Annotated in this window: 12 protein-coding genes and 1 pseudogene; 12 read left to right on the forward strand and 1 reads right to left on the reverse strand. The window is 61.6% G+C overall.

The annotated features are described in order from the left end of the window. The 10 genes and pseudogenes from B3187_RS07885 to maoP all read left to right on the forward strand — a co-directional run. Nucleotides 1-104 (forward strand): annotated as a pseudogene (locus tag B3187_RS07885) (prepilin peptidase); the annotation flags it as partial. Between the two features lie 3 nt (nucleotides 105-107). Next, nucleotides 108-710 (forward strand): dephospho-CoA kinase, encoded by a 603-nt coding sequence (gene coaE / locus B3187_RS07890; RefSeq protein WP_286805593.1) that lies wholly within the window; start codon nucleotides 108-110, stop codon nucleotides 708-710. 353 nt (nucleotides 711-1,063) lie between these two features. After that, nucleotides 1,064-3,877 (forward strand): monovalent cation/H+ antiporter subunit A, encoded by a 2,814-nt coding sequence (locus B3187_RS07895; RefSeq protein WP_286805595.1) that lies wholly within the window; start codon nucleotides 1,064-1,066, stop codon nucleotides 3,875-3,877. Then, nucleotides 3,877-4,224: a Na+/H+ antiporter subunit C gene (locus tag B3187_RS07900; protein ID WP_286805597.1), complete on the forward strand. Its 348-nt coding sequence runs from the start codon at nucleotides 3,877-3,879 to the stop codon at nucleotides 4,222-4,224. Before B3187_RS07895 ends, B3187_RS07900 begins: the two co-directional genes overlap by 1 nt. Beyond that, on the forward strand, nucleotides 4,221-5,717 hold the full coding sequence (locus B3187_RS07905; RefSeq protein WP_286805599.1) for a monovalent cation/H+ antiporter subunit D: 1,497 nt from the start codon (nucleotides 4,221-4,223) through the stop codon (nucleotides 5,715-5,717). The genes B3187_RS07900 and B3187_RS07905 overlap by 4 nt, the downstream gene beginning before the upstream one ends. Further along, nucleotides 5,714-6,241 (forward strand): Na+/H+ antiporter subunit E, encoded by a 528-nt coding sequence (locus B3187_RS07910; protein ID WP_024460870.1) that lies wholly within the window; start codon nucleotides 5,714-5,716, stop codon nucleotides 6,239-6,241. The genes B3187_RS07905 and B3187_RS07910 overlap by 4 nt, the downstream gene beginning before the upstream one ends. Then, entirely contained in the window at nucleotides 6,226-6,495 is a 270-nt protein-coding gene (locus B3187_RS07915) for a K+/H+ antiporter subunit F (protein WP_286805602.1), read from the forward strand. Before B3187_RS07910 ends, B3187_RS07915 begins: the two co-directional genes overlap by 16 nt. Before the next feature lie 10 nt (nucleotides 6,496-6,505). Then, nucleotides 6,506-6,844 (forward strand): Na+/H+ antiporter subunit G, encoded by a 339-nt coding sequence (locus B3187_RS07920; RefSeq protein WP_286805604.1) that lies wholly within the window; start codon nucleotides 6,506-6,508, stop codon nucleotides 6,842-6,844. A gap of 104 nt (nucleotides 6,845-6,948) precedes the next feature. Continuing rightward, nucleotides 6,949-7,215 (forward strand): 30S ribosomal protein S20, encoded by a 267-nt coding sequence (gene rpsT / locus B3187_RS07925; protein ID WP_024460873.1) that lies wholly within the window; start codon nucleotides 6,949-6,951, stop codon nucleotides 7,213-7,215. 202 nt (nucleotides 7,216-7,417) lie between these two features. Beyond that, the gene (gene maoP / locus B3187_RS07930; RefSeq protein WP_123637963.1) at nucleotides 7,418-7,711 is read left to right on the forward strand and encodes a DUF413 domain-containing protein; all 294 of its coding nucleotides are present in this window, start codon (nucleotides 7,418-7,420) and stop codon (nucleotides 7,709-7,711) included. 7 nt (nucleotides 7,712-7,718) lie between these two features. Here maoP and B3187_RS07935 read toward each other — a convergent pair whose 3' ends face one another. Further along, nucleotides 7,719-8,753, reverse strand: a complete 1,035-nt coding sequence (locus B3187_RS07935; RefSeq protein WP_123637964.1) for a LacI family DNA-binding transcriptional regulator — start codon at nucleotides 8,751-8,753, stop codon at nucleotides 7,719-7,721. 125 nt (nucleotides 8,754-8,878) lie between these two features. Between B3187_RS07935 and B3187_RS07940 the strand changes: the two genes are divergently transcribed. Both B3187_RS07940 and B3187_RS07945 read left to right on the forward strand, forming a co-directional pair. Continuing rightward, nucleotides 8,879-9,403, forward strand: a complete 525-nt coding sequence (locus B3187_RS07940) for a gluconokinase (RefSeq protein WP_246004359.1) — start codon at nucleotides 8,879-8,881, stop codon at nucleotides 9,401-9,403. Nucleotides 9,404-9,438: 35 nt separating this feature from the next. Then, nucleotides 9,439-10,788 (forward strand): GntP family permease, encoded by a 1,350-nt coding sequence (locus B3187_RS07945; RefSeq protein WP_286805608.1) that lies wholly within the window; start codon nucleotides 9,439-9,441, stop codon nucleotides 10,786-10,788. Nucleotides 10,789-10,925 lie beyond the last annotated feature (137 nt).

A 10,925-nucleotide genomic window follows, 5' to 3' on the forward strand; every position in this document is an offset into this window, starting at 1 on the left:
ACATTCCCATTCCCTTCGGCCCCTACCTGGCCATTGCGGGCTGGATTGCCTTTATCTGGGGCGACAGCCTGCTCCAACAGTACCTTCAGTTCGCGGCTCCCTGAATCATGGCGGAGCGGGTTATCGGCGTTACCGGAGGCATCGGCAGCGGCAAGTCTTCCGTCATGCGGGCCTTCCAGGCGACAGGCATTGAGGCCGTGGATGCGGACGATATGGCGCGGGTGGTGGTCGAACCCGGCCAGCCCGCCCTGAAGGCCATTGCCGAACACTTTGGCCCGGATATTTTGACGCCTGACGGCACCCTGGACCGCCCGACCCTGCGCGCCATCATCTTTACCGATCCCGACGCGAAAACCTGGCTTGAAGCCTTGCTGCACCCTCTGATCAACCGGGAGTTGCGTTCGCGGCTGGCCGCGGCGCGAGGTCCCTACGCCCTACTGGTGTCTCCCCTGCTGTTTGAGACCGGGCAGGATAAGCTGGTCGACCGGATTCTGGTGGTGGATGTGCCGGAGTCCCTCCAGCTCGCACGGGCCAGTGCCCGGGACGGTGCGGACCCGGAGCAGATCCAGCGGATCATGGCCAGTCAGATGTCGCGAGCCGAGCGGCTAAAGCGGGCGGATGACTTGTTGGATAACACCGGGAGTCTGGTCGATTTAGAGAAGCGGGTGGAAGAGTTGCATCGGGGTTATCTGGCGTTTGCGGGTCAGTGATCGGTGGATGACCCGCAAACGCTCCGATACGTCGGACCGTTTGCGGGTCATCCACCGAGGGTTAACATAGGTTAAGAGGCTTCTGCAATACTGGTACTCGGCCCCCTTTACAGTGTATAAAAGCATTTGCCGGTTTCTGGTACGACGTCCACAACGACCTAAGACACGGGAATGACCGCGATGCCGCACCACCATGAGCCCCAAGGCTTCACTTTAAAACGCCACCCCTTCTTTACCGACCCACCCGCGTCGCTGTAACCCCGTCTGTTGTTACCCACAACGAATCTCAAGGTATCCCCGGTTATACTTGTCCGGGCGGAGATGAATAATACCCACAAGGTGTGAGAGACCTTATGACACTGTTTTTGATTGTATTCCTGCCGCTCCTGGGCGCGCTGGTCCCCCTCGCCACGGAGCGCTTCGGGCGCAACCTGTGCGCCTGGTCGGCGGCGTTAGCGCCTTTGATCTCCCTGGGGCTGCTGCTTTACCTGACGCCAGCGGTGCTGGCCGGCGAGACCTTTCGTTTCCATCAGGCGTGGCTGCCCGGGTTGGGGCTGGATCTGAGCCTCCGCCTGGACGGCCTGGGGCTGATGTTCGCCTTGCTGATCACCGGGATCGGCCTGCTGGTCATGCTGTACGCCCGTTACTACCTGTCTTCACGGGACTCTCTGGGCAAGCTCTACGCCCTGCTGCAGATATTCATGCTGGCGATGCTCGGCATTGTGCTGTCGGACAACATCCTTCTGATGTTGGTGTTCTGGGAGCTCACCAGCCTGAGCTCGTTCCTTCTGATCGGCTATTGGTCCCACCAGTCCGAGGCCCGTAAAGGGGCGCGGATGGCGCTGGCGATTACCGGGGCGGGCGGCCTCTGCCTGCTCGCGGGCGCACTGCTGCTGGGACATATTGTCGGCAGCTTTAATCTGACCGAGATTCTCGCCGCCGGGGATCAGATCCGCGCCCACGCGCTCTACCCAATCACCCTGATTCTGGTGCTGCTGGGCGCCTTTACCAAGTCCGCCCAGTTCCCGTTCCATTTCTGGCTGCCTCACGCCATGTCCGCCCCCACCCCCGTGTCGGCTTATCTGCACTCGGCCACCATGGTCAAGGCTGGGGTGTTTCTGCTTGCCCGGATGTACCCGGCACTGGCGGGCACCGAGCTGTGGTTCTTTATCGTCAGCTTCGTGGGCCTTGCCACGCTGGTGTACGCTGCCTATACGGCCCTGTTCAAACACGACCTGAAAGGCCTGCTGGCCTATTCCACCATCAGCCACCTGGGCCTGATTACCCTGCTGTTCGGTTTCAGCACCGAGCTGGCGGCAGCGGCGGCGGTGTTTCACATCATCAACCACGCCACCTTCAAGGCGTCGCTGTTCATGGCGGCCGGGATCATCGACCACGAGACCGGCACCCGGGATATGCGCAAGATCAACGGCCTGTGGAAGTACATGCCGCATACCGCGCTACTGGCCATGGTCGCGTCCGCCGCCATGGCCGGCGTACCGCTCCTGAACGGCTTCCTGAGCAAGGAGATGTTCTTTGCCGAGAGCCTGCACCTGGAGTATCTCGGTCAGTTCTGGTGGATCATGCCGATGCTGGCCACCCTAGGGGCGCTGTTTTCAGTGGCCTACTCATGGCGCTTTATTCACGATGTCTTTTTCAATGGCGAGCCTCAGGATCTGCCCAAGTATCCGCCCCACGAGCCGCCCCGCTACATGAAAGTGCCGGTGGAGATTCTGGTGGTGCTCTGTCTGGTGGTGGGTATTTTGCCCCACTACACCATTGAGCCCTTTATCCACGCGGCTGCCACGGCGGTTCTCGGGCACGAGATGCCGGAGTACCACATTGCGCTCTGGCACGGGTTCAACCTGCCGTTGTTGATGAGCGCCATCGCCCTGGCCGGCGGTATTCTCCTCTACACCCAGCGCAAAGGGCTGTTTGCGTTTTACGAGCGCAAGTTCCGCAAGGACGAGAAGCTGGTGTTCGAGCATCGGGTACAACGCAGCGTCCTGGCCGCCCAGTGGGTTACCGACCGGCTTGAGAACGGCTCGCTCCAGCGCTATCTGGCGCTGTTCTTCGGTTCAGCCCTGGTCGTGGGCGCCGCGGGGCTCTGGTCTCTGGCCGAGTGGACCGGTTCCGCTTCGCTGACCCCGATGGACCCTGTAAGCCTGGTCGCCACCGCCTTGCTGGTGATCGCGGCGTTCGGCACGGTGCTGATTCATCACAACCGGTTTGCGGCCCTGCTGATGCTGAGCGTGGTGGGCCTGATCGTATCGCTGACCTTCATCCGGTTTTCCGCCCCGGACCTGGCGCTGACCCAGCTGTCGGTTGAAGTGGTCACCATCGTTCTGCTGATGCTCGCGCTCTACTTCCTGCCCCAGATGACACCCAACGAGTCACCACCCAGACGCGTGGTTCGGGATATTGCCATTGCCGGCAGCGCCGGGGCGGGCATTGGCGCCCTGTGCTGGGCGGTGCTGACCCGGCCGTTCACCCCCATTTCCAACTACTTCCTGGAAAACAGCGTTAGCGGTGGCGGTGGCACCAACGTAGTCAACGTGATTCTGGTGGATTTCCGCGGTTTCGATACCCTCGGGGAGATCACCGTGCTAGCCCTGGCGGCCGTTGGTATCTACGCGATGCTGCACGGCCTGAAACTGCCACTGCCCCAGGCCGATGGCGACGGTCGTCGCTGGGCCCGCGAGCCGCATCCGCCGATTCTGTCGGTGATGACCCGCATCCTGCTTCCGCTCGCCATCATGGTGTCCCTGTACATTTTCCTGCGCGGTCACAATATGCCCGGCGGCGGGTTCATTGCCGGGTTGGTCACCAGTGTGGCGCTGATCCTTCAATATATTTCCACCGGTACCGAGTGGATGCAGCAGCGCCTGCGCTGGAATTACCGGAAAGTGGCCGCCACCGGCGTGTTGATTGCCACGCTCACCGGGCTGGCAAGCTGGTTGTTCGGCTACCCCTTCCTGACCTCGACCTTCACGCATGTGCACTGGCCATTTGTGGGCGACTTTGAGCTCGCCTCCGCCATGGCCTTCGATGTCGGCGTCTATGTCACGGTCGTGGGTGCCACCATGCTGATTCTGGCGCACCTGGGCAAGCTGGCGCAGACCACCCACGAAGCCCCGGCCACCAATGAACAAGGGGAGAAGATTTAATGGAGCTGTTGATTTCAATCATGATCGCGGTGATGACCGCCTGCGGCGTGTACCTGATGCTGCGCGGCCGGACTTTTCCGGTCATTGTCGGGCTGACTCTGTTCACCTATGCGGTCAACCTGTTCATTTTCGTCATGGGCCGCCTGACCGCTGGCGCGCCGCCGGTGATCGGCACCAGCGATCACTACGCCGACCCACTGCCTCAGGCCCTGGTACTGACCGCCATCGTGATCAGCTTTGCCATGACCGCCTTTGTCCTGGTGCTCGCCCTGCGGGCACGGGCCGAGCTTGGCAATGACCATGTCGACGGTACGCCGAGCGATGCGGCGCAGGAGGACCGGGCATGAGTCACCTGATTGCACTGCCGGTGCTGTTGCCACTGATCACCGGGGTGATCCTGCTGTTACTGGCCGGCAAGGGCTTTGTGCTGACCCGCACGGTCAGCCTGATCAGCGCCGGTCTGTTGGTCATCGTTTCCCTGCTGCTGTTCTACACCGCCAGCAGTGGTGTCATTCAGGTCTATGCCATGGGGGACTGGGCGCCGCCGTTTGGCATCGTTCTGGTTCTGGATCGGCTCAGTGCCTTCATGGTGCTGGTGACCAGTGTGCTGGCGTTCTTTGCCATCTGGTACGCGGCGAGCACCATGGACCACCCGGCCTACAACCTGAACGGCCTGCTGCACCTGTTGCTGCTCGGGGTCAACGGCGCCTTTCTCACCGGCGNNTTTGAGGTATTGCTGCTCGCCTCATACGCGCTGCTGGTGCAGGGCGGAGGCCCGGAGCGGGCAAGGGCCGGGCTGCACTATGTGGTGTTGAACCTGGCGGGTTCCAGCCTGTTTCTGATTGCCGTGGCCACCCTGTACGGCATTACCGGCACCCTGAACATGGCGGACATGGCCGCCAAGGTGGCCAACCTGCCCGCCCAGGACGCGCCGATTGTGGCGGCGGCCGGCCTGCTGTTTATGGTGGTGTTTGGTCTAAAAGCCGCAATGGTGCCGCTGTACTTCTGGCTGCCCCGGGCCTATAGCGCGGCCAGCGCTCCGGTCGCGGCCATGTTCGCCATCATGACCAAAATCGGGGTCTATTCCATCGCCCGGGTCTACACATTGATCTTTGGCGATCACGCCGGCGAACTGGCCAACCTGATTCAGCCCTGGCTGTGGCCACTGGCTCTGGTCACCCTGGCACTGGGGGTTATCGGTGTACTGGCCGCCCGCAATCTGCGTATGCAGGTGTCCTACCTGGTGATCATCTCGGTGGGTACCCTGCTCGCCGGCCTGGCCCTGAACACCGCTGAAGCCCTGAGTGCGACCTTTTACTATCTGGCCCACTCCACCTGGGTGTGCGGCGCACTGTATCTGATTGTCGACCTGATCCGCCGCCAGCGTCAGGACGGCAGCGACGCCATCCGTACCGGCCCCACCCTGCCCCAAAGCACGACCCTGGGACTGATGTTTTTTGTGGCCGCCCTGAGTGTGGCCGGCATGCCGCCGTTGAGTGGCTTTGTCGGCAAGGTACTGCTGTTGCAATCGGCCGGTACCGGCTACGCCGCCATTTGGCTTTGGGGGCTGGTGCTGCTGGGCGGGCTTGCCTCCATTACCGCCCTGAGTCGCAGTGGCAGTACTTTTTTCTGGCGCACCACGGAGGTGGTGGCCAACACCCAGAAAGCCTCGCTGCTGCCGCTGGCCGCCGCGCTCGGCCTGCTGGCAACGACACCGGCACTGGCACTGTGGGGCGAGCCGATCATCGCCTACACCGACGCCATGGCCGAGCAGCTATTGAACCCGGGCCAGTACATTGACAGCGTGCTGCGCCACACCACTGTAGGGGGGAACCCATGAGCACCCTGACCAATACCCGACGACGGCGCCGGCGGCTTTTACCGCACCCGGTACTCAGCCTGTTCATGCTGTTTCTGTGGTTTCTTCTGGCCAATGACGTGAGCGGCGGCCATCTGGTTCTGGGGGGCCTGCTCGCCTGGTTCATCCCCTTTGTCACCCAGTCCTTCTGGCCCCAGGAAATGACCTTGAGCCGCCCGGGTGTGGCGTTCAAGTTTGTGGTGGTGGTGCTCTGGGATATTGTGATCGCCAACTGGACCGTAGCGCGCCTGATCCTGGGTTCACCCAAGTCCCTCAAGCCGGCCTTCATGACTCTGGAGCTGGACCTGGAACAGGACTTCGCAATCACCATTCTGGCAAGCACCATCTCCCTGACTCCGGGTACCGTGTCCGCCGATTTGAGTGCCGATGGCAAGCGGTTGATCATCCACACGCTGCACGTGAATGATCCGGCCGAAGCTGTGGCGACCATCAAACAGCGTTATGAAGCGCCGCTTAAGGAGATTTTCGAATGCTCGACATCGTAATCCAGATCAGCCTGGTGATGATGAGCCTGGCCCTGGTGCTGAACCTGTGGCGCCTGGCGGTGGGCCCGTCGCTGCCGGACCGGATCCTCGCGCTGGACACCATGTATATCAATTCCATCGCTCTGCTGGTGCTGTTTGGGCTCTCGAAGGAGTCCATGCTGTATTTCGAGGCGGCGCTACTGATTGCCGTCATGGCCTTTGTGGGCACCGTTGCCCTGTCCAAGTACCTGTTGCGCGGCGACATCATTGAATAGGAGCAAGACCATGAGCGAGACAAGCTGGATCGAATGGCTGGTGTCCATTCTGTTGTTGGTTGGCGCCTCCTTTGCGCTGATCGGCTCCTTTGGGCTGGCGCGCCTGCCGGACTTTTTCATGCGCCTGCACGGCCCCACCAAGGCCACGACGCTGGGCGTGGGCAGCATGATCGTCGCCTCCATGGTGTTTTTCAGCACTCGCGGCGACGGCCTGAGCCTGCACGAGCTGCTGATTGCGCTGTTTTTGTTTATCACCGCGCCGGTGAGCGCGCATATTGTGGCCAAGGCCGCCCTGCATGTGCGCCTGCCCTACCGCAAGGATACGCGCCATTGGCACCGGGACAGTTGACATACGGCTCCAAATGGGCATAATGTCGCGTCCTTGATTCCGGCTTGTGCGAATGGCTGCCGGACGACCGAATTTCAGTCTGAATACGTAACAGGAGCTCCACGGTGGCAAATACACCTCAATCCAAGAAGCGCGCTCGCCAGAACGAAAAGGCTCGCAAGCACAACGCCAGCCTGCGCTCCATGACGCGCACCTACATCAAGAACGTGGTCAAGGCCATCGAATCCGGCGACCAGGAAGCGGCCAAAACCGCTTACACCGCCGCTGTTCCGGTCATCGACCGCATGGCTGACAAGGGCCTGATGCACAAGAACAAGGCCGCTCGTCATAAGAGCCGCCTGAACGGCCACATCAAGGCGATGGCTTCCTGAGCCTGACCCGACTGTGACCCGCGCCACGGCCTGACCGCGGCGCCAGAAAAAACCGGCCTCGTGCCGGTTTTTTTGTGCCTGGGAATCCGGCCTCAGGTGGCTGCTGAAAAATTCACTCCGCGCTGACATATTTCTGCCAGAAACATCGTATAACGTGATCGAGGTGTCAATTCCACCCACGTTACGGTAAAGGAGAGCAACCATGTTGCCGCGCGAGCACTACCTCAAGCAGCCCTTTCAGGACCGGGAGCACTTTCCCGCCGGTTTTGACCACTCCAGCCAGTTATCCGGCATCCAGGCCCGCCTGATCCGCAAACACGGCGCGCTGATCCACGCCCTGTGCCGAGGCGAGGTGACCGACCCCACTGATGAGGACCGCCACCTGCTCAAGGTCATCGCCAAACAGGCCGCCCCGAAGAATCCCGTGGAACAGGCCTGGCTGAAATACCTGAGCATCGTCCAGAACTCGTCAACCGGTCTGCGCAAAAGCGCCTGATGCGCTCTTAGAGATGATCGGTAGACTGTCGGAGCGCGACTTCAAAACCGAGGTCGCGCCTCTTCTGCCCGACCTCACCGCCGTTCAAGGCGGTAATGATCATCTCCGCCGCCGTCACCCCCATCTGGTATCGGGGCACGGCCACGCTGCTCAATGACGGGTTGGTAAATGCCGACACTTCGAAGTCGTTGAAGCCGCACAGGCCAATATCACCCGGCACATCCAGGCCCATACGCTGACTTTCGAATAACGCCCCCAGGGCCAGGTCGTCGTTGCAGCAGAACACCGCGTCCACTACGCCGCCGGCTTGCCCCATGAGCGCCCGAAACAGCTCGCCCCCCAACTCGATGGATGAGGGCCGATCGGTCACCTGGACGAAGTTCCGCCAGAACCGCCCCCGGCTTTCCAGCACCGACTTGAAGCCCGCCAGACGCTCCCGAACCCGCTTGTCCATACGGGCACCGATAAAGCCCAACTGACCGTACCCCGCCGACAGCAGTTGCTCCGCCACGGCGGCACCGGCCTCAAAGTGCGATACCCCGACGTTCATATCCATTGGCTCATCCAGCAGGTCCATGATCTGGACCACCGGGATCTTGGCCTTCAGCAGCAGGCGCTCACAGGCCTGGGTCTGCTCACCACCGGTGAGAATCATGGCCTCGGGCGACTGACTGAGCAGGGTGCGTACCATGCGCTCCTCCTCCAGCGCCGAGTAGTGGGTGTCCACCATCAGCACTTTGTAGCCCGAGGTGCCCGCGACATCGTAGATGCCGCGCAATACATCGGTGAATACAATATTCGACAGCGACGGAATCGCCACGCCGATCACGCGTGAGCGCGCTGATGCCAGAGAACTGGCGGATTGATTGGGAATGTAACCCAGCATATCGATTGCCTCCTGCACGGCCTGCCGCGTTGCCTGCGACACTTTATTAGGATGGTTAATGACCCTCGATACAGTGATACCGCTGACGCCGGCGTATTGCGCCACATCCGCCAGGGTGACGGCCTGGGAGTGCTTTTTTCTCGCCCGGGTGCTCACTGTCCAACTCCCTCTTCCAAAAACCGGCAGATTATCACAGCCCAAATGTTTGCGCTAACATAATAAGTGCGCTAACCTCCTCCCGCGTTATAATCCGTATTTTTTGGGAATGAGGGTGACACACCTTGGCAACTCTGCTGATCATGATGGGCGTCTCCGGGGCGGGCAAATCCACGATGGCCTCAGCGCTGTCGGAACACTTCGGCTTTACCTACCTGGATGCGGACGACTTTCACAGTGACGCGGCCAAAGCGCACATGGCGGCGGGCAAACCCCTGACCGATGAAATGCGCGCGCCGTGGATTGCCCGGATGTGCGACTACCTGAAAGAGCATGCCGACAGCGATGCCACCTTTGTCCTTGCCTTCTCCGGCCTGAAGCGCAGCCATCGTGAACCCTTCCGGCACTGCGGTCTCGATACCCACTTCCTGTTTCTGGACGGCGATGCGGACACTATCGCCGACCGGATCAGCGCCCGTCAGGGGCATTTCATGCCCCCGGAGCTGCTGGACAGCCAGTTCGAGGCCCTGGAGCGCCCGGACCTGCAGAAAGAGCCCGATGTCACCCCCCTGAACATTCACCCACCGGTACCCGGCGTGCTGGACCAGGCCATTGATTACATAGAATCCCTCAAGGCCCGCTCCGACTAAAACGGCGCCCACAAACGACAGGAGATAATAACAACATGTCAGCCACCTACTTGCTCTCGGTCACCGTTGTCAGCATCGGTGTTCTACTGTTTCTGATCATGGCCCTGCGTCTGCAGGCCTTTGTCGCCCTCCTGCTGGTGAGCATGGGGGTTGCCATCGCCGGCGGCGTGCCCCTGCCCGAAGTGGCGGACGTCATCCAGCAGGGCATGGGCGGCACCCTGGGCTATATCGCCATCGTGATCGGGCTGGGCACCATGATCGGGGAAATCCTGCAGGTTTCCGGCGGCGCCCAGCAGATTGCCAACACCCTCACCCGCAAAGCCGGCGAAGACAAAGCCCCTTGGGCCCTGATGACCCTCGGCCTGATTGTCGCCATTCCGGTCTTTTTCGAGGTGGCGCTGATCCTCTTTATTCCACTGGTCTACAGCCTGGCCAAGCGCACGGGCAAATCCTTGCTGTTTTACGGCATGCCACTGGTGGCGGGTATTGCCGTGGCCCACTCGTTCATCCCCCCGACCCCCGGCCCCGTGGCGGTCGCCTCGCTGCTGGGCGCTGACCTCGGCTGGGTCATTCTGGTGGGCCTGCTGGCGGGCATTCCCGCCGCGATTCTCGGCGGCATCGTCTTCGGGCGCTTTATCGGCAACCGCATCCACGCCGAGTTACCAGACACCGCTCAGGTCCAGATGGACAGCCACCACCAGAACGATCGCCCACAGCCAGGCTTCACCCTGGTATTGAGCATTATCCTGGTGCCCCTGGCGATGATCCTGCTCAACACCGCCACCAAAACCTGGCTCGGCGAAAGCCACGATGCGGCCCAGATTATGGCCTTTGTCGGCCACCCCTTCACCGCCCTGCTGGTCGCCGCCCTGCTCTCCTTCTACTTCCTGGGCACCCGCCTGGGCTTCAGCCGAGACGAAATCCAACGAGTGGCGACCCGCTCCATGGAGCCGGTGGGCATGATCATCCTGCTGACAGGCGCCGGCGGCGTATTCGGCAAAGTCCTCATCGCCGCCGGCGTGGGCGATGCACTGGTCGAGGCCATGACCGCCTCAAACCTCCCGGTCGTCCTGTTCGCCTTCCTGGTCGCGACCGTCATCCGCGTCTCCCAGGGCTCCGCCACCGTGGCCATGGTCACCAGCGCCGGGCTGGTGGCGCCCCTGGTCAGCGCCGGTGGTTACTCTGACGGCGTAACGGCCTGCATCGTCATTGCCATTGCCTGCGGCGCCACGGTGCTGTCCCACGTCAACGATTCGGGGTTCTGGCTGGTGAAGCAGTTTATGGGGCTGACCGAGCGCCAGACTCTGGCTTCCTGGACGGTTCTGGAAACCATCCTCGGGGTGGTTGGCCTGATTGTTGTATTGATTTTGAGTACGGTTTTGTAGCTTCGCATAGAGTTTTGGGGAGGGTGGAGGGTAGGCCGGTTGGAGACCCGCCGTGAATCCATGATGTGCATGGATGCACGAATGCCGCGGTGGCAGGAGCCAAAGAGCGGCCCCTGGAGGCTTCTCATCGGCATCCA

The sequence above is a fragment of the Marinimicrobium sp. UBA4209 genome, assembly GCF_002381585.1.
Classification (GTDB): Bacteria; Pseudomonadota; Gammaproteobacteria; order Pseudomonadales; family Cellvibrionaceae; genus Marinimicrobium; species Marinimicrobium koreense.

Bases quoted from the DNA above. Each gene is read 5' to 3' on its own strand.
- coaE (WP_286805593.1), top strand. From the start codon at position 108: ATGGCGGAGCGGGTTATCGGCGTTACCGGAGGCATCGGCAGCGGCAAG.
- B3187_RS07895 (WP_286805595.1), top strand. From the start codon at position 1,064: ATGACACTGTTTTTGATTGTATTCCTGCCGCTCCTGGGCGCGCTGGTC.
- B3187_RS07900 (WP_286805597.1), top strand. From the start codon at position 3,877: ATGGAGCTGTTGATTTCAATCATGATCGCGGTGATGACCGCCTGCGGC.
- B3187_RS07910 (WP_024460870.1), top strand. From the start codon at position 5,714: ATGAGCACCCTGACCAATACCCGACGACGGCGCCGGCGGCTTTTACCG.
- B3187_RS07915 (WP_286805602.1), top strand. From the start codon at position 6,226: ATGCTCGACATCGTAATCCAGATCAGCCTGGTGATGATGAGCCTGGCC.
- B3187_RS07920 (WP_286805604.1), top strand. From the start codon at position 6,506: ATGAGCGAGACAAGCTGGATCGAATGGCTGGTGTCCATTCTGTTGTTG.
- maoP (WP_123637963.1), top strand. From the start codon at position 7,418: ATGTTGCCGCGCGAGCACTACCTCAAGCAGCCCTTTCAGGACCGGGAG.
- B3187_RS07945 (WP_286805608.1), top strand. From the start codon at position 9,439: ATGTCAGCCACCTACTTGCTCTCGGTCACCGTTGTCAGCATCGGTGTT.